The sequence below is a fragment of the Mesorhizobium sp. M0159 genome (genome assembly GCF_040322295.1).
In the GTDB taxonomy this organism is placed as follows: Bacteria; Pseudomonadota; Alphaproteobacteria; order Rhizobiales; family Rhizobiaceae; genus Mesorhizobium.
Genome location: NZ_JAMYTF010000031.1, coordinates 48,738 through 73,136, shown reverse-complemented (window position 1 = coordinate 73,136; position 24,399 = coordinate 48,738). Strand labels below are relative to the sequence as shown.

Annotated in this window: 27 protein-coding genes; 13 read left to right on the top strand and 14 right to left on the bottom strand. The window is 63.1% G+C overall.

What is annotated here, in order from left to right; genetic code table 11:
- Positions 1-25: 25 nt before the first annotated feature.
- From NKJ32_RS25040 to NKJ32_RS25030, 3 genes are all read right to left on the bottom strand, one after another.
- On the bottom strand, positions 26-235 hold the full coding sequence (locus tag NKJ32_RS25040) for a cold-shock protein (protein WP_010915421.1): 210 nt from the start codon (positions 233-235) through the stop codon (positions 26-28).
- 437 nt (positions 236-672) lie between these two features.
- Entirely contained in the window at positions 673-1,464 is a 792-nt protein-coding gene (locus tag NKJ32_RS25035; protein WP_352829169.1) for an SDR family oxidoreductase, read from the bottom strand.
- Between the two features lie 66 nt (positions 1,465-1,530).
- Positions 1,531-1,992, bottom strand: a complete 462-nt coding sequence (locus tag NKJ32_RS25030; RefSeq protein ID WP_352636544.1) for a RidA family protein — start codon at positions 1,990-1,992, stop codon at positions 1,531-1,533.
- Positions 1,993-2,089: 97 nt separating this feature from the next.
- Here NKJ32_RS25030 and NKJ32_RS25025 point away from each other — a divergent pair, with 97 nt between their 5' ends.
- Positions 2,090-2,941 carry a LysR family transcriptional regulator gene (locus tag NKJ32_RS25025; protein ID WP_352829167.1) on the top strand — a complete coding sequence of 284 codons (852 nt, stop codon included), beginning with the start codon at positions 2,090-2,092 and terminating at the stop codon, positions 2,939-2,941.
- 19 nt (positions 2,942-2,960) lie between these two features.
- Here the strand turns inward: NKJ32_RS25025 and NKJ32_RS25020 are convergent, their stop codons facing one another.
- Both NKJ32_RS25020 and NKJ32_RS25015 read right to left on the bottom strand, forming a co-directional pair.
- Positions 2,961-3,716, bottom strand: a complete 756-nt coding sequence (locus NKJ32_RS25020) for an SDR family NAD(P)-dependent oxidoreductase (RefSeq protein WP_352829166.1) — start codon at positions 3,714-3,716, stop codon at positions 2,961-2,963.
- 82 nt (positions 3,717-3,798) lie between these two features.
- Positions 3,799-4,467, bottom strand: a complete 669-nt coding sequence (locus tag NKJ32_RS25015; protein ID WP_352829164.1) for a glutathione S-transferase family protein — start codon at positions 4,465-4,467, stop codon at positions 3,799-3,801.
- A 147-nt stretch (positions 4,468-4,614) separates the two neighbouring features.
- Between NKJ32_RS25015 and NKJ32_RS25010 the strand changes: the two genes are divergently transcribed.
- Positions 4,615-4,794, top strand: a complete 180-nt coding sequence (locus NKJ32_RS25010; protein WP_352829162.1) for a CsbD family protein — start codon at positions 4,615-4,617, stop codon at positions 4,792-4,794.
- Between the two features lie 63 nt (positions 4,795-4,857).
- On the opposite strand, the gene NKJ32_RS25005 is transcribed toward NKJ32_RS25010, so the two are convergent.
- Entirely contained in the window at positions 4,858-5,988 is a 1,131-nt protein-coding gene (locus NKJ32_RS25005; protein WP_352829160.1) for a metallophosphoesterase, read from the bottom strand.
- Positions 5,989-6,107: 119 nt separating this feature from the next.
- Here NKJ32_RS25005 and NKJ32_RS25000 point away from each other — a divergent pair, with 119 nt between their 5' ends.
- Positions 6,108-6,701, top strand: coding sequence for a hypothetical protein (locus NKJ32_RS25000; RefSeq protein WP_352829158.1), 594 nt, complete (start codon positions 6,108-6,110; stop codon positions 6,699-6,701).
- 49 nt (positions 6,702-6,750) lie between these two features.
- Here the strand turns inward: NKJ32_RS25000 and NKJ32_RS24995 are convergent, their stop codons facing one another.
- Positions 6,751-7,362: a TetR/AcrR family transcriptional regulator gene (locus NKJ32_RS24995; protein WP_352829156.1), complete on the bottom strand. Its 612-nt coding sequence runs from the start codon at positions 7,360-7,362 to the stop codon at positions 6,751-6,753.
- Between the two features lie 150 nt (positions 7,363-7,512).
- On the opposite strand from NKJ32_RS24995, the gene NKJ32_RS24990 reads away from it, so the two are divergent.
- From NKJ32_RS24990 to NKJ32_RS24970, 5 genes are all read left to right on the top strand, one after another.
- Positions 7,513-8,295 carry an NIPSNAP family protein gene (locus tag NKJ32_RS24990; protein ID WP_023677619.1) on the top strand — a complete coding sequence of 261 codons (783 nt, stop codon included), beginning with the start codon at positions 7,513-7,515 and terminating at the stop codon, positions 8,293-8,295.
- Positions 8,296-8,408: 113 nt separating this feature from the next.
- Complete coding sequence (locus NKJ32_RS24985; protein ID WP_023677620.1) at positions 8,409-9,167, top strand: SDR family NAD(P)-dependent oxidoreductase; 759 nt, start codon at positions 8,409-8,411, stop codon at positions 9,165-9,167.
- Positions 9,168-9,437: 270 nt separating this feature from the next.
- Positions 9,438-10,835 (top strand): class II fumarate hydratase, encoded by a 1,398-nt coding sequence (gene fumC, locus NKJ32_RS24980; protein ID WP_023677621.1) that lies wholly within the window; start codon positions 9,438-9,440, stop codon positions 10,833-10,835.
- 128 nt (positions 10,836-10,963) lie between these two features.
- Positions 10,964-11,398 carry a DoxX family protein gene (locus NKJ32_RS24975; RefSeq protein ID WP_023677622.1) on the top strand — a complete coding sequence of 145 codons (435 nt, stop codon included), beginning with the start codon at positions 10,964-10,966 and terminating at the stop codon, positions 11,396-11,398.
- Positions 11,399-11,542: 144 nt separating this feature from the next.
- Complete coding sequence (locus NKJ32_RS24970; protein WP_352829154.1) at positions 11,543-11,956, top strand: DoxX family protein; 414 nt, start codon at positions 11,543-11,545, stop codon at positions 11,954-11,956.
- A 14-nt stretch (positions 11,957-11,970) separates the two neighbouring features.
- Here the strand turns inward: NKJ32_RS24970 and NKJ32_RS24965 are convergent, their stop codons facing one another.
- The 3 genes from NKJ32_RS24965 to NKJ32_RS24955 are packed head-to-tail and all read right to left on the bottom strand — an operon-like array spanning position 11,971 to position 16,382.
- Positions 11,971-12,600, bottom strand: a complete 630-nt coding sequence (locus NKJ32_RS24965) for a hypothetical protein (protein ID WP_023677624.1) — start codon at positions 12,598-12,600, stop codon at positions 11,971-11,973.
- Positions 12,601-12,648: 48 nt separating this feature from the next.
- A complete protein-coding gene (gene ppx / locus NKJ32_RS24960) occupies positions 12,649-14,181 on the bottom strand; it encodes an exopolyphosphatase (protein ID WP_352829152.1) in 1,533 nt (510 codons plus the stop codon).
- Positions 14,181-16,382, bottom strand: coding sequence for an RNA degradosome polyphosphate kinase (locus NKJ32_RS24955; RefSeq protein WP_352829151.1), 2,202 nt, complete (start codon positions 16,380-16,382; stop codon positions 14,181-14,183). The genes ppx and NKJ32_RS24955 overlap by 1 nt, the downstream gene beginning before the upstream one ends.
- A 149-nt stretch (positions 16,383-16,531) precedes the next feature.
- Here NKJ32_RS24955 and NKJ32_RS24950 point away from each other — a divergent pair, with 149 nt between their 5' ends.
- Both NKJ32_RS24950 and NKJ32_RS24945 read left to right on the top strand, forming a co-directional pair.
- Positions 16,532-16,777 (top strand): zinc-finger domain-containing protein, encoded by a 246-nt coding sequence (locus tag NKJ32_RS24950; protein ID WP_023722726.1) that lies wholly within the window; start codon positions 16,532-16,534, stop codon positions 16,775-16,777.
- 19 nt (positions 16,778-16,796) lie between these two features.
- On the top strand, positions 16,797-18,029 hold the full coding sequence (locus tag NKJ32_RS24945; protein ID WP_352829149.1) for an FAD-dependent monooxygenase: 1,233 nt from the start codon (positions 16,797-16,799) through the stop codon (positions 18,027-18,029).
- A gap of 218 nt (positions 18,030-18,247) precedes the next feature.
- Here the strand turns inward: NKJ32_RS24945 and NKJ32_RS24940 are convergent, their stop codons facing one another.
- Positions 18,248-18,919, bottom strand: coding sequence for a TIGR02117 family protein (locus NKJ32_RS24940; protein ID WP_352829147.1), 672 nt, complete (start codon positions 18,917-18,919; stop codon positions 18,248-18,250).
- A 104-nt stretch (positions 18,920-19,023) separates the two neighbouring features.
- Between NKJ32_RS24940 and NKJ32_RS24935 the strand changes: the two genes are divergently transcribed.
- The 3 genes from NKJ32_RS24935 to NKJ32_RS24925 are packed head-to-tail and all read left to right on the top strand — an operon-like array spanning position 19,024 to position 21,050.
- A complete protein-coding gene (locus tag NKJ32_RS24935) occupies positions 19,024-19,287 on the top strand; it encodes a metal-sensing transcriptional repressor (protein ID WP_023719742.1) in 264 nt (87 codons plus the stop codon).
- Complete coding sequence (locus tag NKJ32_RS24930; RefSeq protein WP_502901168.1) at positions 19,284-20,306, top strand: cation diffusion facilitator family transporter; 1,023 nt, start codon at positions 19,284-19,286, stop codon at positions 20,304-20,306. Before NKJ32_RS24935 ends, NKJ32_RS24930 begins: the two co-directional genes overlap by 4 nt.
- Positions 20,307-20,336: 30 nt before the next feature.
- Positions 20,337-21,050, top strand: coding sequence for a HoxN/HupN/NixA family nickel/cobalt transporter (locus tag NKJ32_RS24925; protein WP_352829145.1), 714 nt, complete (start codon positions 20,337-20,339; stop codon positions 21,048-21,050).
- 161 nt (positions 21,051-21,211) lie between these two features.
- On the opposite strand, the gene NKJ32_RS24920 is transcribed toward NKJ32_RS24925, so the two are convergent.
- From NKJ32_RS24920 to NKJ32_RS24910, 3 genes are all read right to left on the bottom strand, one after another.
- Complete coding sequence (locus NKJ32_RS24920; protein WP_031212005.1) at positions 21,212-21,961, bottom strand: amino acid ABC transporter ATP-binding protein; 750 nt, start codon at positions 21,959-21,961, stop codon at positions 21,212-21,214.
- Between the two features lie 70 nt (positions 21,962-22,031).
- Positions 22,032-23,189: an amino acid ABC transporter permease gene (locus NKJ32_RS24915; RefSeq protein WP_023677633.1), complete on the bottom strand. Its 1,158-nt coding sequence runs from the start codon at positions 23,187-23,189 to the stop codon at positions 22,032-22,034.
- 4 nt (positions 23,190-23,193) lie between these two features.
- Entirely contained in the window at positions 23,194-24,381 is a 1,188-nt protein-coding gene (locus NKJ32_RS24910) for an amino acid ABC transporter permease (RefSeq protein WP_023677634.1), read from the bottom strand.
- Positions 24,382-24,399 lie beyond the last annotated feature (18 nt).

The window sequence follows — 24,399 nt, the reverse complement described above, 5'->3', positions numbered from 1 at the left end:
GTCACCGGTGAGGCTTAATTCCGTTTTAGGCCGCCTTCAACTGGTCGGCGGACATCTTGCCCGACTTGTTGTCGCGGACCATCTCGTAGCCAAGCTTCTGGCCCTCGACGATGTCGCGCATTCCGGCGCGCTCGACGGCTGAGATGTGGACGAAAACGTCGGCAGAACCGTCGTCAGGCTGAATAAAACCAAAACCCTTGGTGGCGTTGAACCATTTAACTGTGCCTGTGCTCATAACGAACCCTTTCCATGGCAAATATTCGTTCGCCGTCATGCGGATGCACAACAACGTTTGTCTCGATTTTGATGGGGGAAGTTCGCCAAAGGCGCGCCTAAGCACGCGGATAACAAAAGTCGGTCAAACAAATATCGACAAAATTCTTATAGACTTCTTTGCGCGTTGTGTCAATTTTTTTGATTTTCCACACTCGCGGAGACGCGCGGCGGCGGCCCGCGCCAGCACATCGGACGGCGAAAGCCGGGCTATTGCCCGCCGAAAAAACCAATCAGCCGGGAACCATTTTGGCGCCGGGGCATTCTTTCGGTGTCGAAAGCCGTTCTTGAAAGAGCGATCTTGAGAGAGGCGGACGACAAACAGGACGCCCCCGCGCAGATAAAAGGCACGAGGGGCGTTCCTGTGATGCGACCATTCGCGCCGCTGCACCCTGCCCCTCACAGCATGGCCCGGCTGAGCCCGCCATCCACCGGCAAAGCCACGCCGGTGATATAGGCGGCGTCGTCGCTGGCCAGGAATGCGGCAACCGCGCCGAATTCGGCGGGGGTCCCGTAGCGCTTTGCCGGGATTTCGGCCTGACTCTCGGCGGCGATCACAGCAGCGTCCACACCCCTGTCGGCGGCGTCCATCGCGTCGAACTGTTTCGTCCGGTCCGTCGCAAAACGGCCAGGCAGCAACAGGTTGACGGTGACGCCGTCCGCCGCCACTTCGCCGGCCAGGGTCTTGGCCCAGCCGGCAAGCGACGCGCGCAACGCATTCGAAGCGGTGAGGCCGGGGATCGGCTCGCGGACGGACGTGGAGGAAACGGCGATGATGCGTCCCCAGCGCCGCGCCCGCATGCCTGGCAGGAAAGAAGTGGCGATGCGCATCTGGCTCAGCACCATGCTGGTGAACTGCTTCTCCCAGACGCTCGCATCGAAGACGCTGGCCGCGAAGGGGGGCGGGCCGCCGCCATTGAGCAGGACGATGTCGATCCGCTGATGCTCGTCCTCGATGGCACGGATCAGCCGGGAGACGCTGTCGTTATCGGAAAGATCGGCGCTGAAGGTCGAGCAGATGTGGCCGGCGGACTCGATCGCGCGCCGCGCCGCATCCAGGGTCTCCTCCCCTCGTCCGACCAGGATGATCTCGGCGCCTTTCGCCGCGAGCGCTTCGGCGACGCCGAAACCCAGGCCCTTGCCTCCGCCGAGAACAAGCGCCTTCCGCCTCTCAAGATTTGCACTTATCAAGCCAAGCCTCCCCTGGTTTCGCTGCGCACTCTCGGATCAGGCCCGAGTGCATGTTTTGGGCGTGCATCAGCGGACGTGCACAATGGCGTCGGCCTCGACCGGAACATTGGCCGGCAAGCCGGCCATACCGAGCGAGCAGCGGGCATGCTCGCCACGCTCGCCGAAAACATGGAGCAGAAATTCGGATGCTCCGTTGCCGACCTCCGAATAGGCCGCAAAGCCGGCCGCCGCGTTCACATAGACGGTCAGCTTGGCGAATTTCACGACGCGGTCGAGATTGCCGTCCAGTTCCTTGTCCAGCCAATAGACGATGTTGGCCGCGCAGAGCCGGGCGGCGTTCCGCGCCGCGGCCAGATCGATCTCTGCGCCAACCTGGCCGATCGCAGCGATCTCCTGCCCGATCTCGGGGATCTGACCGGAGACATAGACGATGTCTGCGACCCGAACCGTCGGCGAGAACGGCAAAGCAGGCCGATCGAGCGACGGCCAGGCGACACCGAGCTCTTCAAATCTTCTTCTGTAGGACAAGGTGGCTGCTCCTGTTTTCGTTGGCGCGAGCGGACCTTGAATTCAGGTCGGGCTTTCGGATAGCCTGATAGTGCTGACACAGCTATCAGGAATTCTTATGACTGGAGATATCGACGTCCGGCTGCTGCGCGCCTTCGTCACCGTGGCCGATACGGGAACGGTGAGCCGGGCGGCCGATCGGCTTGCCCGCACGCAGGCGGCGGTGAGCATGCAGCTTCAGCGCCTCGAGGGCGAAGTCGGAGCCGAGCTGCTGCGCCGTTCGCCGCGCGGCGTGACGCTGACCGAGGCCGGCGAGATCCTGCTCGCCTTCGCCCGCAAGGCCATCGCGATCGGCGACGATGCCAGGCGCGAGATAGAAGGCCGCAGGCTGGTCGGCCGTGTCCGGCTCGGCATCGTCGAGGATTTGGCGGTAACGCGGCTGCCGTTGATCATCGCCGACTTCCGCCGCCGGCATCCTTCCGTGGAGATCGAGCTGACGTCGGCCAGCAGCAGCGATCTCAGCAAGTCGCTGGGCGAAGGAAGATGCGACATCGTCATGGCCGATCCGGCGCGCTTCACAAAGGCGCCGCGAGGCCATCTGTCACGACAGCTGGTCTGGGCGGCAAGCCGCATGATCGAGATCGATGACGAGGTTGAGCTTCCGCTGATCATCTTCGAAGGCGCCTGCTCCTGGCAGGACAGGATGCTGGCCTCGCTCGCCGAGGCCGGGATCGGCTGGAAGATCGGCTGCCGCGTGTCGACCTTCGCGACACTGATCTCGGCGCTGAGGGCCGGGCTTGGCACCGGGCTTCTGCTGCAGGAAGGACTGCCGCCCGACTGCCAAAGCCTCAACGGACGCTTCAACCTGCCGCCGGCGCCGATGGCGGATTTCGGCGTCTACCTCGCGAGGGACCCGTCGCGGCTGGTCGAGGAGTGTGGCGATTTCCTGCGGGCGGGTTTCGAAGTCTAACGAAACGATCCGACGTCATTCACCGCTCCTGGTCGGTCGGGCGGATGACGATCTCGTTGACGTTGACGTGTGCCGGCTGGCTCACGGCGTAGAGAATGGCCGCGGCGATGTCCTCGGCGGTCAGCGCCTCCATGGCGGCGAGCCGCTGGTCGAGCCCGGCCTTCGCCGCCGGGTTGGTGACATGGTCGCCGAGTTCGGTGCGCACAAGGCCAGGCTCGATGACGGTGACGCGAACCTTATCGGCATAGACTTCGCGGCGCAGCGATTCGGAAAAGCCGACGACGCCGAACTTGGTTGCTGCGTAGCCGCTGGCGCCTGGATTGGCGAGACGGCCGGCGACCGACGAGACATTGACGATGTGACCCTTGGCGGCCCTGAGATGCGGCAGCGCCGCCTTGGTGACGCCCATCAGCGCCAGCAGGTTGAGCTCGACCATGCGGCGCCAGTCGTCGAGTATCGCCTCGGCGACCGGCGACAGAAGCATCACTCCGGCATTGTTGACGAGGATGTCGAGGCGGCCCCATTCGGCGACGACCTTGTCGACCATGGCGCTGACATCGTCGTTGCTGGTGACGTCGGCCTCGATGCGGAGCGCCGTGCCGCCGGCCTTTTCGATACGTGCGACCAGCGCTTCGAGACGATCGGCGCGGCGTGCGGCAATCGCCACCTTGGCCCCGGCGGCTGCGAGCGCCGCAGCCGTTGCCTCGCCGATGCCCGAGGAGGCGCCGGTGACGAGTGCGACCTTGCCGACCAGTGCGGAAGAAACAGAAGTCATTGTGAAGTCTCCAAGGCCCTGCCCGATCTTCAGATAGGCCGCGGGCCGCGAAGTGGAAGACCAGCTTGCCGGTTGCTCGGCTCTACTCGTCTGGGCCGGGCTCCGGCCAAGGCTCTTTCGCCGCCTCGGCATACCAGTGCCGCATCGCCGGCATCGAAAGCACGGCGTCGACATAGGCGCGGGTATCGGTTGCCAGCGTGCTGCCATAGGTGTCGAAGCGGGTGACGACCGGTGCGTACATGGCATCGGCCGCGGTGAAACGGCCAAACAGAAACGGCCCGCCTTTGCCGTATTTTTCGCGGCATTCGCGCCATAGCCCTTCGATGCGCGCCCGTTGCGCCTCACCTTCGGCGTCGAGCGGCTTGTAGCCTTTCGGCCGGCGCAAATTCATCGGCCAGCCATAGCGGACCTCGCGAAAGCCGGAATGCATCTCTGTCGCCGCCGAGCGGGCCAGCGCGCGGGCGCCGATGTCGGCCGGCCAGAGCTTTTTCCCGGGAAACAGCTCGGCGAGATATTCAAGGATGGCAAGGGTTTCCCAGACGATCCGGACCTCGCCATTCGGCAGCCGATGGTTCAGCACCGGCACCTGGCCGGTCGGCGATATCCTGGCCAGATTGGCCGCGGTCTCGGGCGTGCGCAGGCGCACAAGACCTTCCTCGAACGGGATCTCCAGATACTTCATCGCCAGCCACGGCCGCAGTGACCACGACGAAAAACACTTGTTGCCGATGAAGAGCGTGAATTCAGCCATTGTCCCTCCGGCCCTGTCTGTTCGGGCGTTCTGGTGCACCCTATCCTGTCGGCTTCGCGGCCGGAAGCTATCCCAATCGACGGGCAGAACCCGGAACCTAAGCGATCCGCGACCGTTTCTCCAGGCGAACGGTCCAGGAGATGCGAGATGGTGAACAAGGATCAGGTTGCCGGCGTTGCCAAGCAAGCCAAGGGCTCGGTCAAGCAGACCGCCGGCAAGGCCACCGGCAACAGGCGCGCCGAGGCCGAAGGCGACGTCGACAACGCGACCGGCAAGATGCAGAAGGCTTACGGCGACGTGAAGGAGAAGGTGAAGAAGGCGCTTTGACGCCGGCCCTTCGTGAACCAGGAAAAGGCGGCTCGGCCGCCTTTTTTGGCCCTCTCCTGCCCGTCAGAAAGTCAGGCTTTTGCTGTATGCATTGGTGAAGGTGACCTCGCCATGATCTCCGGCGGCTTCGCCCAGCACCACATCCATGCTGTTTCCCGTCACCCGCGCCAACGCAAAGCCGCCCATGAAGGCGGCCTTCGGCTTGAACAGATCGAGCCCGTCACGGTGGTAGATCATCGGCGTCGCGTGCTGGTGGCCATGGAAGATGCCGACGACGTTGTAACCCTTCAGCACAGCCAGCAGCGCCTGCCTGTCGGCTTCGCTCCACCAGTGGGGCGGACCCTTGCCGCCGTCGTCGAAGGTTTTCTCGGCGGCGTCCCATCTTTCGATCGAAAAAGTATCCCAGCCATAATGCTGGAACAGGATGACCGGGCGGCCGTCGCCGACATAAGTCGCCAGGTCCTGCTTCAGCCATGGCAGGCTGCTGACGGCGCCATGGCCGGTATCGCCGGCGAAACGGTGCGTCTGGACAAGATGCAGGCCGCCCCAATCCCATGAGTAGCAATCGGTCCCGACATCGTAGTCTGTCGCCGGCGCAGGCGGCTTGAAGAACACGCCGGGGCGGTGGTTGACCTCGACGTAGTCGCGCATTTCGCGGCGGTACCAGTCGACATGCGAGCGCGGGCCGTTCTGGTCGAGGTCGTGGTTGCCGAGGCCGACATAGACCGGCATGTGCACGCGGTCGGGGCCGACGCCTTGCTGGTAGCGCTGGCTGAACTGAAGCAGTTGCGTGCCCTCGCTGGGCTGGGTGATCTGGCCGCCGCCATCATCGGTGATGTCGCCGCCAACGACGAGGCCGAGCGGCGTGCCGATTTTGCCCGTCGAGCGCAGGGCGGTGGCAACGCCATCGATTTCAGCCGGCCATTGCCTGTCGCCGACGCCGTTGAGTGCGGCGACGTTGCGCAGCAAGGCAGCGTCTGTCTTGCCCTCCTGCTCGCAGTGCGGGCTCAATCCGTTCGCCATGCGGCAGGCATGGACATCAGCGATAAACAGGAAAGTGGCGTCGATCGGCGGGATGCGCTGCCCGGTCTGGCCGAAGGCCGGGCGCGAAACGGCGCCGGCCGCGGCAACGGCCGCTGCCTTCATCAGGAACCTGCGCCGGGAAACCGGCCGGGCGGAAATGCGATGCATCATGCGCTAAAATTCAGCACGACGCGGACCGGCAGTCCAGTTGCTCGCAAAGTGTGTCGACACGTTCCCCCAGGTCTGGCATTGCTTTCGGCATTCAACTTGCGCGGGCAGAGGAGGACGCCATGAACACTGCATCCATCGGCATGACAATGGCCATTCTGGCGGTGACGAGCGCGGCGCATGGCGCCGAGTGCATCGACGCCAAATCGGCCAAGGCCGGCTTCATTCTCGAAAGGGCTGGCATCCACAGCGAATTTCGTCCGGCGGCGGGCGGAATGGTGGCGGTTGCCAACAAATACCAGTCGCAATCGCCGCAGTCGCAGTACCTGTTCGGCGGGCTGATCGAGGTGTTTCGCGACAGCAGCACGGGGCAGCTGGCGATGATCCCGTTTTCCGATCTCAGGAAGGTGTTCCCGCTGAAGGCGGGTGCCAAGAGCAAGATCGTATTTGCCCGTCTCGCACCGAACAAGCCGCCGAAGGGCACCGAGACGCTGGAGATCAACATCAAGGGCAAGGAGACGTTCAGCCTGGGTGATTGCAAATACTCCGTGCTCGCGGTCAAGCAGACCATCAGGAGCGAGGCCGGCGAGATGCGGGACGAGTTTACCGCGCTTTACGCACCCGACCTGCAGGCAGTTGTGGCCAGGCGCTATGGCGAGGGCACCAGTGCCGAAAGCGTGGTCGGCTACGAGCTGATCAAGCCGCTGCCGAATTAAGAGCTCGGCCTCCCCGCCTCGGTCATAGTGAGCGACTGTCCTGCCGGCGTCAGAGGGCTCTGTGCAGTATCCTGCTACGTCGCCTCGTTCCTGCTTTGGACGACATAACTCCCTGCTCCAACGCCATCAGGCAGTCACGCAGCACGCTCGCGTCCTGTGCTGTCTTGGCCATCGACATGGCGCCCGAATAGCTGGCGACGGCGAGCGCTGCGAAGCGCTGCGGATCGGTGCCCAGCTCCCGGCCCGCCTGCTGGTCGGCGCTGATCTTGTCGGCGATCGCCTGACGCCAGGTCGAAAAAATGCCGGCAAGGGCAATGCGGAAATCCGGATCGGCAAGCGACAGTTCATGCGCCAGGTTGTTGAGCGGGCAGCCGCGCACGAAACCCTGCTGCTCCAGCTCCGCCGCGACGGCCGCGAACACGGAGCGCACGCCCTCGCGCGCTGAGGGAGCCATCCGCATCGGCGCGATCCAAGTCTCTTCTACGGCGGCGGCGACCCGCTCCTCGATCACTGCGAGCGCCAGCGCCTTCTTGGTTGGGAAATGGTGGTGCAGCGCGCCGCCGGTGACGCCCGCCGTCGCCATCAGGTCGCCCATGCTGGATGCATGATAGCCGCGTGCCTGAAACGCCTCCTCGGCGACATCGAGCAGCTTTTTGCGCATGCCTTCGGGGTCGTTGGTGCGTTTTTGAGCCCGCGACCTTGGGCGAGCGGATATCTCTGCTGACATCTTCACACGATAGCAGATTGACAAAACAGGACAATCGGTCTGTTTTGTAAAACAGGATGACTGTCCTGTTTTGGAGCTCGCGCGATGAACCTGCCTTTGAACGCCATACCTAATCCCGATCTGCTCGCCTCGCCCGTCGTCGAACTCAGGCAATACACGCTGAAACCCGGCCGGCGCGAGACACTGATCGGCATCTTCGACAATCAGCTGATCGAGGGCCAGGAAACGGCGGGGATGACCATCATCGGCCAGTTCCGCGATCTCGACCGGCCGGATATGTTCGTCTGGCTGCGCGGCTTCGACGGTATGGAAGCGCGGAAAAACGCTCTGACCGCCTTCTATGACGGGCCGGTCTGGGCTGCCTGGCGCGACGCCGCCAACGCCACGATGATCTCATCCGACGACGTGCTGCTGCTGAAGCCGGCCTGGCCGGGCGCGAGCCTAGACCTCTCGGGATCGAAACGAGTACCCCAGGCGGACCTCGAAAAACCGTGCGCAGGCAGCGATTTGCAGGCAATTATTGTCATCAGGATTCATCATTTGCAACCGGGCCTGGAAGCCCGTTTCGCCAACGACTTCCAGACCGCGGCCCTTCCGGTGCTCGCCGCATTTGGCGCGTCGCCGCTCGCCGCCTTCGTTACCGAACATGCCGAAAACAGCTTTCCGCGGCTGCCGGTGCGGGCCAGCGAAAACGTCTTCATCAGCATCACCGGTTTCGCCAGCGCCGATGCACATGCCCGCCACGAGGCAGCCTTGGCTGCCTCCCCGGAGTGGCAAGTGTTCGAGCAGAGCGTCCAGTCACGTATGGCCAAGCCGACTGAGACTTTGCGGCTGTCGCCAACCTCACAATCGCTGCTTGGGCGGTGAGACGAGGCGAAGTTTCATACGCTGGGATAGGCAGGCGACTTGACCCGGAGTGCAGGCAGCGCTGCTCTGGGGTCATGCCGCCGGCGGAAGGCGGCAATGCGCGGGAGTGTTGGATGAGACTAGGCGGCAAACGGGCACTGGTCACCGGTGGCTCGGACGGGATCGGGCTGGCAATCGCCGAGGCGTTTTTGCGCGAAGGCGCGGACGTGCTGATCGTCGGCCGCGACGGCAAAAAACTCGACGCCGCCCGCAAGCAGCTCGGGGATAATGTCGAAGCGCTTTCGGCCGACCTGTCGGCCAGCGCCGGCATCGATGCCGTGGTCGAGCATGCCAGGCGCGGCCCACCTGTCGATATCCTCGTCAACAATGCCGGCGTGGCGTTTCTTGTGCCGTTCGAAACCGTCAGCGAGGATCAGTTCCAGCAGTCCTTCGCACTCAACGTCACGGCGGTATTCTTCCTCACCCAGCGGCTGTTGCCGCATCTCGCGCCGGGCGCGGCCTCGGTGATCAACATCTCGTCCTATTTCGCGCACAAGATGATCCCGAAGCGGCCGTCCAGCCTCTATTCGCTGTCGAAGGGCGCGCTCAATTCGCTGACCAAGTCGCTCGCCTTCGAGCTCGGACCGCGCGGCATAAGAGTCAACGCCATCGCGCCCGGCACGGTCGACACAGCGATGCGGCGCAGGTCGATCGAAAACCTGCCTGAGGCCGCGCAAGCCGAGCTCAAGGCCTATGTCGAGCGCAGCTACCCGCTCGGCCGCATCGGCCGAACCGGCGACCTTGCCGGCATCGCCGTCTATCTCGCCAGCGACGAAGCGGCATGGACCAGCGGCGGCATCTTCGCCGTGGATGGAGGATACACGGCGGGGTGAGGAGCGCGCGCTCTTCCTTCTCCCCTTGCGGGAGAAGGTGGCCGAGCGAAGCTCGGTCGGATGAGGGGTGCTGGACGGATCGCCGACGCCTCGTTTCTTCCAACACCCCTCATCCGGCTCGGCGCTACGCGCCGATCCACCTTCTCCCACAAGGGGAGAAGGAAAAGGCGCTGCTTCAACCGATTTGCATTCCCGTCACCCGCAATCTCCGCTTGAAGGCATTTGTGCAACGCGATACGCCGTTTGCAAATTGCAAACCGGAGAGACTTCGTGAGCGCGCCAGAGACCAGAACCGAAACCGACACGTTCGGTCCCATCGAGGTCGCCGCCGACCGTTACTGGGGCGCGCAGGCGCAGCGTTCGCTGGCCAATTTCAAGATCGGCTGGGAAAAGCAGCCGGCCTCGATCGTGCGGGCGCTGGGCATCGTCAAGCGGGCGGCAGCGGAGGCCAATATGGAGCTGAAGCGGCTCGATCCGGCGATCGGCAAGGCCATTATCGAGGCCTCCCAGGAGGTCATCGACGGCAAGCTCAACGAGCATTTCCCGCTGGTCGTCTGGCAGACCGGTTCGGGCACGCAATCCAACATGAACGCCAATGAGGTGATCTCCAACCGGGCGATCCAGCTTTTGGGCGGCGTCATGGGGTCGAAGAAGCCGGTGCATCCCAACGACCACGTCAATATGAGCCAGTCGTCGAACGACACCTATCCGACTGCAATGCACATCGCCTGCGCCGAGCGCATCATCCACGACCTGCTGCCGGCGCTAAGACATTTGCATGCGGCACTCGAGGCCAAGACCAAGGCTTTCGCCCATATTGTGAAGATCGGCCGCACCCATACACAGGACGCGACGCCGCTGACGCTCGGCCAGGAATTCTCCGGTTATGCGGCGCAGGTCGCCTCGTCGGTCAAGCGCATCGAACTGACCCTGCCCGGCCTGCAGGAATTGGCGCAAGGCGGCACCGCGGTCGGCACCGGCCTCAACGCGCCGGTCGGTTTTGCCGAAAAGGTGGCGGCGCGTATCGCCGCGATCACCGGCATCGATTTCGTCACCGCGCCGAACAAGTTCGAGGCGCTTGCCGCCCATGATTCCATGGTCTTCTCGCACGGCGCCATCAATGCCTGCGCGGCGGCGCTGTTCAAGATCGCCAACGACATCCGTCTGCTCGGTTCCGGCCCGCGTTCGGGCCTCGGTGAATTGTCGCTGCCGGAAAACGAACCGGGCTCGTCGATCATGCCGGGCAAGGTCAACCCGACCCAGTGCGAAGCGATGACGCAGGTTTGCGTGCAGGTCTTCGGCAACAATGCGGCGATCAGCTTCGCCGGCAGCCAGGGCCATTTCGAACTCAACGTCTACAATCCGCTGATGGCCTATTGTTTCCTGCAGTCGGTGCAGCTGCTGGCCGACGCTTCGGTGTCGTTCACCGACAATTGCGTCGTCGGCATCGAGGCCCGCGAGGACAACATCAAGGCGGCACTCGACCGTTCGCTGATGCTGGTGACCGCGCTGGCGCCGACGATCGGCTACGACAACGCGGCCAAGATTGCAAAGGCGGCGCACAAGAACGGCACAACGCTGCGCGAGGAAGCGCTGGCCACCGGGCTGGTCAGCGAAGCCGACTATGAGCGGCTGGTGCGGCCGCAGGACATGACGCATCCGGGGTAAGTTGATCGCGAAAACGTTACCTGGGTGAACAATCCGTAACCAATCTGGCGTCTTTGGTGAACAGTCGGCCTGCGCTAACTAGACGGGTATCCCAAGCCGTTTGGCCAAACCCTTCTGGAGAGTTACGCATGTCCACCAACACGTCCACCAACACTTCGTTTGCCGGTTCCGGCACCGCCGCCGGCGCCTCGGGCACGATCCTGCTCGGCCGCATCCTGCTTTCGGTCATCTTCCTGCTTTCCGGCTTCGGCAAGCTGACGGCGATTGCCGGCACCGCCGGCTATTTCGGCAGCCTCGGCCTGCCGCTGCCGATGGTGACCGCCATTGTCGTCGGCCTGATCGAACTGCTTGGCGGCCTCGCCATCCTCGTCGGCTTCCAGACCCGGATCGTCGGCTGGGTGATGGCGATCTTCACCGTTGCCACCGCATTGGTCGCCCACACCGGCTGGGCCGATCAGATGCAGATGATCAATTTCCTGAAGAACGTTGCGATTGCCGGCGGCTTCCTCGTGCTGGCCTCCTCGGGCCCAGGCGCCTATTCGATCGACGCCAAGCGCGGCTGAAGCAGTCCAGCATTGCTTGGACAAAAGGGGTGCGGAATTTTCCGCGCCCCTTTTTCGTTGTCGGTTTGTGCCCTTCGGTCCGCTGACGGAAAACCTGCTAAGATCGGGCGCCAGGCCAAGCGGCCGTCGACAACGGAGGTGAAGATGCCCCGCAATGCGCTGCTTCTGCTTTCCCGATTGCTGCTCGCCGCACTTTTCGTTCCGTCCGGCTTCCACGCGCTTACTGACGTTGCCGGCACATCAGGCTATTTTGCCGGCCTCGGCCTGCCGCTGCCAACACTCGTAGCCTGGGCGACGGGCCTGTTCGAGCTGATCGCCGGACTGCTCATCCTCGTCGGCCTCAAGACGCCGATCGTGGCGCTCCTGCTTGCCGCGTTCTGCATCGCGGCGGGCTTCATCGGCCACTATGGCCAGGGTGGCGACGATCCGACGCTGACCTTCATGCATTCACAGATGCTGATGAAGGACATCGCCATATCAGGCGGTTTTCTGGCGCTGGCAATGGCCGGCGCCGGCGCCTATTCGTTCGATGGCCAGGCGTTTGGGACCCGCGCCTGAGCAAGTCACCCGGTTTATTTGGTGTCCAGAAAAACAAATTTTGCGAGACGGCTTACATTGACAGGCACCGACGCTAGGGCGCTGTAGTAGCCCATCCGCCCAACGCCGATGTACAGACAAAGCTGCTGTTTTTCTACCGCTGCAGCCACCCACTCCGATCCGAAGTCGTTTGGATCCCAAACGTAGTTTCGAAGGTTGCTGTCTATGGCGACATATACATAACCATCTGATTGAATCAGTTCTTTTCTCTTGAGATACGGCAACAGATCGACTCGACCAAAAATGGGCTTGGTCGATCCGCCAATGGTCTGAGCCCTGTCGGAAAGAGCTTGGTCAATACCTCTTGAACATGGCTCGAGCCTTGAAAACAAATCGCTCTTCGACAGCGATTTCATAAATTTGAGAACGTCCGTGCTTGGCTTGAATACAAAGTAATTTATGCGCTCCCCGTTCTGGGGTGTTCTCAACATCCTATGAAAATTGAACGGCGTTCTGACGCCCGGCTCTTTGGGATAATGTCGATCCAGATCGAACGTCCCCTTGGCCACGACGGACAGGGTGTACAGCGTCTGGGCACTGGCGGTGCCCTCGAAGAGGACGAAGATCCCCGCAACCAACAGCTGAAGAACCTGCCTGGATTTCACGGCGTTTCCCTTCTTTCCTCAACTGTCGCGACGCGATAGCGCGGGCCTCTATTTGACAGAAACGCTAGGCCCGCCCTCGACTGCCAGCACCAGCCGGCGATTGGTGACCCTTGCCAGCTGTGCCAGCCGGCCGGCCGGCCGCTCGCCGTAAAGATCGGCCAGCGCTGCCGGCAGCACCAGCGCCAGCACGCCATTGCCGCGGTTTTCCCATTTCAGCCGTGGCATGACGCCCGGCATTGCCGCGGTCAGCAAATAGACGACGCGCAGCAGCGCCGCCAGCACGCGGGCGCGCTCGAGATAGCGCGGTGTCGCCAGTCCGCGGATTTCCGGAGCGGCTTCATTGAACACGCCCTCGTGGCGAAACAGGCTGACAAGCGCCAGGAAGGCGCGGCCGGGATGATCGACGCCGATGAACGAGGCGTGGGCGATGATGTTGAGCGATTGCTTGCCGCGATATTCGGGATGGGCACGCCAGCCGATATCGGCGAGCAGGCAGGCGGCGTGGCGGTAGCGCGCCTCATCCCTGGTCTCGTCGATGCCGAAGGCGGCGAACGCCTTGCCGGTCCACTCGACAAGCTCATGCGCGTGGTCGACCGAGCGCGAGCGCAGGCGGGCAAGCTCTTCGGCCGCCGAGATCAGCGGATCGGCCTTCTGCTCGGCCTTGTCGAGCAGCGAGTAGAGAAAGCCCTCGCGCACGCCCAGCGCCGAGACGATGATCTTCGACGGCTGCATCGCCGCCATGATCTCCTGCAGCACGATGGCGCCATAGGGCAGCAGCGAGCGGCGGTTCTTGGAAATGCCCTCGATGCCCTTGATCTTATCGATCTCTGCTTTCGCGACCTGCCGGAGGAAGTTCGCGGCGCTTTCGATGCCGATCTCGTAATGATGCATGACGCCGAGCGGGTAGTTGGTCATTTCCATGTGCAGTCGGGCGAGGTTTCGCCAGGTGCCGCCAACCGTGTAGAAGGCCCTGCCCTGCCCGGCTTTCAGCAATTTCGCCCGCGCCAGTTGCTCGCGCGTGATCTTTGCCGCCTGGGTCAGCGAGTTCTTCGCCATGTCCTGCAGGCGCAGGCCGCCCAACGGCAGCGTGATACCGTCACCGATCGTCTCACCGTCGATGTCGATCAGTTCGAGGCTGCCGCCGCCAAGATCGCCGGCGATGCCGTTGGCCGGATGGAAACCGGAGATGACGCCGAGCGCCGAATAATGGGCTTCCTCGCGGCCGCTCAGCACCTGGATCTCGGTTTTGAGCACATCCTCGGCGCGGTGGATGAAGTCGGGGCCGTTGACCGCCTCGCGAGCGGCGGCGGTCGCCAGCACATATATACGCTGGGCGCCGGCCTGGTCGGAGAGCGCGCGGAAGCGGCGGAACTCTTCCATCGAGCGCGTCACCGCCTCGGGATCGAGCTTTCCGGTCGAAACGATGCCGCGGCCGAGGCCGGCCAGCATCTTTTCGTTGAACAGCAAGGTCGGCGAGCGCGCCAGCCCTTCATAGATGACAAGACGGATCGAGTTCGATCCGATATCGATGATGGACAGCGGTCGGCGGTCCTGAAGCCGGCCCTGGGACGCTGAAATCATCAGCCCGTCGCTGCGTTCTGTTTCTTGCGGCGCTTGAACTGCGCGATGCGCTTGGGCGCATGCGACTTCAACGCATCGCCCCGTCCGGACAGGCTCGGATTGGTCATGAAATATTCCTGCGCGTTGAACGGTTCCTCGCCCTCCTCCAGCACGACGCGCCGGGAGGTTCCGTCAGCCAATACGTCGAAACTTTGCTGGTTGTCCATGATGTTGCCGAGCATGATCTGGCCGAGCACCTGTTCATGCACAGTTGGATTGGTGATCGGCACCATGGTCTCGACACGGCGGTCGAGATTGCGCGGCATCAAATCGGCCGAGGAGATGTAGACGATCGCCCCGTCCGAGGGCAGGCCGTGGCCGTTGCCGAAGCAGTAGATGCGGCTGTGCTCGAGGAAGCGGCCGACGATCGATTTCACCCTTATGTTCTCCGACAGGCCGGGCACCTGCGGTCTCAGGCAGCAGATGCCGCGCACGACGAGATCGATCTCGACGCCGGCACGGCTGGCATCGTAGAGCGCATCGATGACGATCGGGTCGACCAGCGCATTCATCTTCATCCAGATCCGGGCCGGCTTGCCCTCCAGCGCGTGGCTGATCTCGTCCGAAATGTGCTGGAGGATGCGGTCGCGCAGCGTGAACGGCGAGATGGCCAGCCGCATCTGCTCGGCCGGCTCGGCATAGCCGGTGATGAAGTTGAACAATTGGGCGACATCGCGCGCGATCGTCGGATCGGTGGTGAAGAAGGACAGGTCGGTGTAGATGCGTGCCGTGACCGGGTGGTAGTTGCCGGTGCCCAGATGCACGTAATTGCGCAGCCTGCCATCCTCGCGGCGCACCACCAGCGACATCTTTGCGTGGGTCTTCAGTTCGAGAAAGCCGAAGACGACCTGGACGCCGGCGCGCTCGAGGTCGCGGGCCCAGCGGATGTTGGCCTCCTCATCGAAGCGCGCCTTGAGCTCGACCAGCGCGGTCACCGACTTGCCGGCCTCGGCGGCGTCGACCAGAGCGCGCACGATCGGGCTGTCATTGGAGGTGCGGTAGAGCGTCTGCTTGATCGCCACCACTTCCGGGTCGGCCATTGCCTGGCGCAGGAACTGCACCACCACGTCGAAAGATTCGTAGGGGTGGTGGACGATGATGTCCTTCTCGCGGATGGCGGCAAAGCAATCGCCGCCATGCTCGCGGATGCGCTCGGGAAAGCGGGGATTGTAGGGGGTGAATTTCAGATCGTCGCGGGCGACGGCGACGATCTCCGAAATCTGGCTGAGCGCCAGCGGACCGGTGAGCACGCTGATGCGGCTTGCCGAGACGCCAAGCTCGCCGGCGACGAAGTCGCGCAACTCGGGCGGCATCAGCATGTCGAATTCGATACGGATGACCGAACCGCGGCGGCGGCGCTTCAGCGCCGTCTCGAACAGTCGCACCAGATCCTCTGATTCTTCCTCGACCTCGATATCGCTGTCGCGGATGATGCGGAACGTGCCGGAGCCCTTGACCTCATAGCCTGGGAACAGCTTGCCGATATAAAGACCGACCGCCTCCTCGAGCGGGATGAAGCGGACATGGCGCTTGCGATCCGGCAAACGGATGAACCGCTTCAGCGCCATCGGCAGGCGCAAAAGCGCACTCATCTCCTCGCCGTTCTTGCGGTGGCGCAATTGCAGCGCCATCGAGAAACCGAGATTGGGAATGAACGGGAACGGATGCGCCGGATCGATCGACAACGGTGTCAGCACCGGAAATACCTGCTCCTGGAAATGGTCCTCCAGCCAGGCCTTCTCGTCCTTGCTCAGCGCCTCGCGAGTGATGCTTTCAATGCCTTCCTTGTCGAGCAGCAGCATCAGCGCCGAAAGGCTTTTCTGCTGGTCCTCCTGCAGGCGCTCGACCTCGCGCAGCAATTGTTCAAGCTGCTGCTCGGGCGTGCGTCCGTCCGGGCTCTTCAGCACGATGCCCTCGCGTACCTGGCCGGCAAGACCCGCAACGCGGACCATGAAGAACTCGTCGAGGTTGGCGGCCGATATCGACAGGAAGCGAACACGCTCGAGCAGCGGATGATTGGCGTTCAGCGACTCTTCGAGCACGCGCCGGTTGAATTGCAGCCAGGAAAACTCGCGGTTGACGAAGCGGTCGGGATTGCCGCCTTCGCGGCTCGCCGCCTCGACGGTGATGAATTCGTTCTGCACCGGCTTCAGTTCGTTCATGGTTTCCGCTCTTCCCACACCGTTCGACGACCATAGCCTTAACCGGCTCAACTTATCCTCTGACAGGCTTTTGCGACAGTTTCATTTCATCGATCTTGCAAAGAGACGGGTTATGATCCAGATGCAATCGACAAGATCAGGAGACGACGATGGCAGGCGGTTCCATTCCCCATTTCCAGAACGATGCGGGCTATCCGGCAATCGACATCGGCGTCAAGGAATTCATGTGCACCGGCGCCAATCCGCCTTTCGACCACCCGCATGTATTTCTCGACATGGGCGACGACAATGAAAAGGTCTGCCCGTATTGCTCGACGCTCTATCGCTATTCGCCGAAGCTGAAGGCATTGGAAACGGTGCCGCCGGGCTGCCTTTATATCGACCAGGCCGCCTGATTCTTCCGCGACAAACCTGATGCAGGAAACGCAGTCCCGGCAGGTGGTCATCGCCGGGGCGGGCGTCGCCGGGCTGACCGCGGCACTGGCCTTCGCCGAGCGCGGCTATCGGATAAAACTGTTCGAACAGGCAGAGCACCTCGAGGCTGCCGGCGCCGGTATCCAGCTTTCGCCCAACGCGACGCGCATCCTACGGCAGCTCGGCGTACTCAATCGGCTGCTGGCGACGGCGGTGCGGCCGGAGGCGGTCGTGCTCAAGGATGCCGCCACGCTGCGCAAGCTGGCGCGCGTACCGCTTGGCCAGGCGGCCGAAACGCGCTGGGGAGCGCCCTATCTCGTTGCCCACCGCGCGGATCTGCAAGCCGCGCTGATGGAGCGAGTTTCGGAGCAGCCCGGTATCGATCTGATCGCCGGCGCGCGGGTGACCGACATCGCAGCCGGATCGAAAGGTGTTACCGTCACTGCATCGGCTGATGGCGACACGGTCGAGGCTGGCTGTCTGCTGATCGGCGCCGATGGCGTCTGGTCGTCGGTGCGAGAAACGCTTGCCCGCAACGCAGCCGATTTCCGGAGAAGCCGGTTTTCGGGCGAGCTTGCCTGGCGCGCCACGGTGGCCGCCGACAGCCCCGCCGGACAAGCCTTCAGGGTGATCGGTGCGCCCGATTGCGTTACCGCATTCCTCTATCCAGGCTTCCATATGGTCGCCTATCCGGTCAGCCGTGGCACTGCCTTCAACCTCGCGGCCTTCACCAAGGGCGAGCGCATCACCGAGGGCTGGTCGGGGCATGCCGACCCCGCCATCCTCGCCAGCGCCATGCGCGGCACTGCGCCGGCGCTGGTGAGGCTGGCGAGCGAAGCCGCGCCATGGGCGGCCTGGCCAATCCACACCGTCGAGCAGCGGCGGTGGACGACGCCGGAAGGGATCGCGCTGATCGGCGATGCGGCGCACGCGATGACGCCGTTTGCCGCACAGGGCGCGGCGATGGCGATCGAGGACGCGGCGACGCTTGCCGGCTTCGTTGCGGCCTCCACAGCCGATCTTGAGGGGGCGCTTGCCGCCTGGGAACAGGCGCGGCGGCCGCGAGTCGCCCAGGTCGCCCGCCGCGGCGCCGTCAATCGCCTCGCCTGGCATGCGGCCGGGCCGGTGGCGATGGCCCGCAACCTGTTCCTGGCGATGCGCTCGCCCGAAAAACTCGCCGCCGATCTCGACTGGCTCTATGGCTGGCGGGCGTTGGACGATGGCGCGCGATGATACGCACGACAGGCTGGCGGGACAGCGCCTCTCTCTGTCCTGCCGGACATCTCCCCCACTTGGGGGGAGATTGGCCATCACATTGGCTTTCGCCAATCTTCAAGATTGCATGACCTAGCAAGGCGTCGAAGCCGCTAACCTCCTCCCTCGTGGGGGAGATGTCCGGAAGGACAGAGGGGGGCGCGAAGGATCGCGGCGTTGATCAGCCGGAACCCTCTTCAATTGTAAAGCCGCATTGACAGGCCGAGCGAGGCCGGCAGCGGATTCCACCAGCCGGTGCGCAGCCCGGCCGTGCGCAGTGCCGCCGCCGTCCAGGTGTTGCAGCCGATCAGCGCGTTGAAATGACCATTGGCTTCGAAGAACCGATCGAAGCGGGAATAGGCCGCACTCTCGATCGGGATGGCCCCGTTCGGCCCCTGCCGGAAGCTTGCCGCAATGTAATCGAGCAGCGCCGTAAACCGCTCCTCGCCGATGTCGAAGCCGGCGACGTCGCGATGCGGCTCGGCGATGTCGACGGAAATGTCGACATGCATTGCCGAGGCATCGACCGTCAGCGCCTTCATCGCCGGCACCGCCTTCAGCTCCGACCAGGTCGGCGTCTCCAGATAGAAGGCGCGGCCGCCCCAGCCGAAGACGATGTAGCGGACCTCCGCCATGTCTGCTGGAATGCCGGCATCGACCAGGAAATGGAAGCGCCGGCGCACATCGTCGTCGACCGGGATGGCGATGTCGGTGTGGATCGGATTTTGCAGCACCAGGATACGGTGGCTTGTGCCGATCGGATCGGCAACGGCCGCCGGCCAGAGCGGGCGCGGCAGCAGCGTGCCCAGCGCCACCGCAAGGACTGCTGCAACGACTAGCAGGCCAAGAAAACGGGCAAGCTTCTTCATGGGAAAGGCATAGAACAAGCAATGCTCAAGGTGAAGCCCCTCCGAAAGTTGCACAGCTGACTTAGAGCTTGACGCGTATCCTCCCCGGGAGGATATGCTCAAGCATGTCAGATCACCTCCACGCCTCGCATCCTTCCATCATAAAGCGCCTGAAGCGCGCGCAAGGCCACCTTGCGGCGGTGCTGGCGATGATCGAGGCGCATCGCCCTTGCGTTGACCTGGCGCAGCAGCTTCATGCCGTCGAAAGAGCCATCAGCAGCGCCAAGCGCGAGCTGATCAACGATCACATCGAGCATTGCCTGACGGACAGCGTGGAAACCGGCGGCAACTCGCTGGCGGAACTTAAGCAGCTGGCGAAATATCTATGAATGCCATCGTAGTCCGCATTCTGAACTGGCTCGGGTTCGGCTCGCACGCCGCACATCATCACGGCGGTCACGGTCCGCACGGTCACAGCCATGGCGTCATCGATGCGACAATTGCCACCACCGACCGGGGCATCTGGGCAATCAAATGGTCGTTCGTGATCCTGGCCATCACCGCGGCATTGCAGATGGTCGTGGTTGCGTTGTCGGGGAGCGTGGCATTGCTGGCCGATACGATCCATAACATCGGCGATGCGACCACGGCGATCCCGCTATGGATTGCGTTCGTGCTGGCGCGGCGCAAGCCGTCGCGGATCTTCACGTATGGCTTGGGCCGGGTCGAGGATCTGGCCGGCATCATCATCGTGCTCATCATCCTGTTCAGCGCTGTAGTCGCTGCCTACCAAGCCATCGACAGGCTGATCAATCCACAAGTGGTGACACACCTGGGCTGGCTGACTGCGGCGGGCATTGTCGGCTTCCTCGGCAACGAGGCGGTTGCCGTGTTCCGTATCCGCGTCGGTCGCGAAATCAACAGCGCGGCACTGATTGCCGACGGCTACCACGCCCGCACAGATGGACTTACCAGCCTTGCCGTGGTCATCGGAGCCATCGGCGTTTGGTTCGGCTTTTCCTTGGCCGATCCGATCGTCGGTCTGCTGATCACGATTGCGATCTTCGGTATCGTCTGGCAATCGGCCCGCTCGGTACTGACCCGCATGCTGGATGGAATCGAACCCGGTGTGATGGACGAAATCCGACATGCCGCCGAGCATGTTCCGGGCGCGCGCATTATCGATGCCAAGGCGCGCTGGATCGGTCATAGATTGCACGCCGACATCGCAATTGCCGCAGACGAAACCCTGCCGCTGTCGGCGGCGAACAAGATCGCCGCAGCGCTGAAGGACGAACTATCCCAGCATATGCCGGCCCTGGCTGAGGCGAATGTGCGGTTTTCAACGGAACGTGGAGAGAACGACCATCCTCACGAGCACACGCATGACCACGGCCACATGCACTGACGCTCGCCGATTTTCTGCTAGTCTCGTCCGATGTTCCAGACGCTCGTCGAATTTCAGCGCACGATCTATCTGACGCTCGGCGAACAGATCAAGCTGCTTGCGGCCGGAGGCAATTGGCTGGCGTTCATGGCCTTCCTGCCGATGGGCGTCGTGTTCGGGGCTGCCCATGCGCTGACGCCGGGGCACAGCAAGGCCGTCCTGGCGACGTATCTTGCCGGTTCGGATGCGAAGGTCTCGCGTGGTCTGCCCGTATCTATCACGCTATCGTTCACGCATGTGACGATTGCCGTTCTGATTGCGGCTCTCTCGCTGCCACTGGTCTCAATAGCATTGGGCAGCGTCGGCCGCGCTCCGCTTCTGGAGCACATCAGTCGCGGGCTGCTCGGCCTCATTGGCGTCTGGATGCTCTGGCGCGCTTTGAGCCACAGCCATCACCACAGGCACGAGGGCGAGGCTGTCGGCGTCATGGCAGGCCTGATCCCATGTCCGCTTACGCTTTTCGCGATGACTTTCGCGATGTCCAGGGGTGTTCCGGCAGCGGGCGTCCTGTTTGCCATCACCATGATGGTCGGCGTGGCGCTGACGCTGTCCTGCGTCGCCGTGTTGTCGATCGTGTTTCGGGAACGGCTTGTACAGTTTTTCGCGCGCCAGCCACGGCTGTTCGAAACCATCTCCCGGGCCATCGAGGGCGCCGCCGGTCTCGCCCTTGCCGGCGTCGCTGTCTGGCAGATCACCTCAGCTTGAGAGAAAATTTGGCCCCAGCCACTGCATGGCGCCGGGCCGGTGCACCGGCTGGAACGAGCCTAGGCGACGCCGGGCGCACGGTCAGCGCTCGTCGAATACGCGCGAAGCCAGCAAGACAGAGAGCCCGGTCCGCCGGTCTTGTCCCGAACCGGCGTACAGGATCAGTGCAGGATCTGCGACAGGAACAGCTTCGTGCGCTCATGGCGCGGGTGGTCGAAGAACTCGGCCGGCGTGTTCTGCTCGACGATCTGACCCTGATCCATAAAGATCACCCGGTTGGCGACTTTGCGCGCAAAGCCCATTTCGTGGGTGACGCAGAGCATGGTCATGCCTTCCTCGGCCAGCCCGACCATCGTCTCCAGCACTTCCTTGATCATTTCCGGATCGAGAGCCGAGGTCGGCTCGTCGAACAGCATGATGCGCGGGTTCATGCACAGCGAGCGGGCGATCGCCACGCGCTGTTGTTGGCCGCCGGAAAGCTGGCCGGGATATTTGTTGGCCTGTTCCGGGATCTTGACGCGCTTGAGGAAATGCATGGCGATTTCCTCGGCCTGTTTCCGCGGCATCTTGCGCACCCAGATCGGCGCCAGCGTGCAATTTTCCAGAATGGTCAGATGCGGGAACAGGTTGAAGTGCTGGAACACCATGCCGACCTCGCGGCGCACCTCGTCGATCTTCTTCAGATCGTTGGTCAGTTCCTTGCCGTCGACTATGATCTTGCCCTTCTGGTGTTCCTCCAGTCGGTTGATGCAGCGGATCATCGTCGATTTGCCGGAGCCCGACGGGCCGCAGATGACGATGCGCTCGCCGCGCATCACCTTTAGATTGATGTCCTTCAGCACATGGAATTCGCCGTACCATTTGTGCATGGCGATGATGTCGATGGCGACATCGGTGGTGGAAATATGCATCTTGGCGGCATTGACCTTGATCTCTTCCGCGCTGACGGCGTTTTCTATGGCCATGACAAGGTCCCCTTTTTTAGCGTTTGTGGCCGGTGTCGAGACGGCGTTCCGTGTACATTGAATAGCGCGACATGCCGAAGCAGAACAGCCAGAAGATGAAGGCCGCGAAGACCAGGCCGGATCTGGCCGTCTGCGGCGTCGCCCAATTGGCGTCGGAGAAGTTCTGCTTGACGATGCCGAGGAGGTCGAACATCGAGATGACGATGACCAGGCTGGTGTCCTTGAACATGCCGATGAAGGTGTTGACGATGCCGGGAATGACCAGCTTCAGCGCCTGCGGCATGACGACCAGACCCATCTTCTGCCAGTAGCTGAGGCCGAGCGAATCGGCGCCCTCATACTGGCCTTTGGGGATCGCCTGCAGGCCGCCGCGCACCACTTCGGCCATGTAGGCGGCGGCAAACAGCGACACGCCGATCAGCGCGCGCAGGAACTTGTCGAAGCTGACGCCGGCCGGCAGGAACAGCGGCAGCATCACGCTGGCAAAGAACAGCACCGTAATCAGCGGGATGCCGCGTACCGTCTCGATGAAGATCACGCACAGCAGCTTGACGATCGGCATGTTCGAGCGCCGGCCGAGCGCCAGCACGATGCCGACCGGCAGCGACACAGCTATGCCGACGAAGGACAGGCTGAGTGTCACCAGCAGTCCACCCCAGAGCGGGGTTTCGACATAGGGCAGGCCGAACATGCCGCCGATCAGCAGAACGAAGGCGACGACCGGCAGTGCAAAAAAGAGAAGAATGGCATTCAGCCCCTTGCGCGGTACGCGCGGAATGAGCAGCGGCACCAGCAGCGCCACGAACAGGATGGCCACCAGGATCGGGCGCCAACGCTCTTCCAGGGGATAGCGGCCGAACATGAACTGGCCGAACTTGGCGTTGACGAAAGCCCAGCAGGCGCCGGTCCAGCCGTCCGACTGGATGCCGCCCTGCGCCACGGTGGCGCAGACCGTGCGGTCCGGTCCCGTCCACTGGGCGTTGATGAAAGCCCAATTGACGATCTGCGGCAGGATCATGGCAACCAGCACGATGCCGATGATGGTCAGGATGGCGTCGCCGGTCGATGCGATCAGATTCTTGCGGACCCAGGCGGTGAGGCCGCGCTCGCTCGACGGCGCCGGCTGCGCCAGCGCCATCTCCGTCCGCACCCAGGACATATCGTGCTCTTGCATGGCCCTACCTCTCCACCAGCGCCATCCTGGCATTGACGACGTTCATGATCGCCGACGTGATCAGGCTCAGCGCCAGGTACACCGCCATCATGATCACCACGCCTTCGACTGCCTGCCCGGTCTGGTTCAAGACCGTGCCGGCCGTCGCCGTCAGGTCCGGATAGCCGATGGCGATGGCGAGCGAGGAATTCTTGGTCAGATTGAGATACTGGCTGGTCAGCGGCGGAATAACGATGCGCATCGCCTGCGGCACGACGACAAGCCTGAGGATCGATCCCGAGCGCAGCCCGAGTGCCGCGGCCGCCTCGGTCTGGCCTGCGCTGACGCCCCTGATGCCGGCGCGCACGATCTCGGCGATAAAGGCGGCCGTATAGCAGGACAACGCCAGATAGAGTGACAGGAACTCGGGCCTGACCTGAAAGCCACCGACGAGATTGAAGGTCGACTGCTTTGGAAATTCAAAGCTCAGCGGAAAGCCGCTCAGCGCGTAGGCCAGCAGCGGCAGGCCGACGATCAACGCCATGGATGTCCAGAACACCGGGAATGGCTGTCCCGTCGCCATCTGCCGCTGCCGCGCCTTGCGGGCGACGAACCAGGCCATGGCGATGCCGAGGAGCAGTGCGACCAGGATCAGCCAGGAGCCCTCGCCCCATATAGCGCGGGGAAAATAGAAGCCGCGCTGGTTGAGAAAGGAGCCGAACGGCAGATTGATGCTCTCGCGCGGCGGCGGCAGCACGGCGAGCACGCCGGAATACCAGAAGAAGATGACCAGCAGCGGTGGGATGTTGCGGAACACCTCGACATAAACGGTGCAGATCTTCCTGATCAGCCAGTTATGCGACAGCCGGCCGATGCCGACGATGAAACCGATGATGGTGGCGGTGATGATGCCGACGACAGCAACGATCACGGTGTTGATAAAGCCAACCAGGATGGCACGGAAATAGGTCGAATCCGATGAATAAGCGATGGCGCTTTCGCTGATGTCGAAGCCGGCGCGGCCCTTAAGAAAGCCGAAGCCGGAAGCGATGTGCAGCCGCGTCAAATTGGCGATGACGTTGTGGGTAACCCACCAGACACCCGCTACCAGCAGGACGAGGACCAGTGCTTGAAAGAATATGCCGCGGACGCGCGGATCATTGATGAAGGAACCGCGGCTTGGCTCCTCGCGAAGAACTTCCTGCGATGCCATTCGACAGTCCCCTGGAAA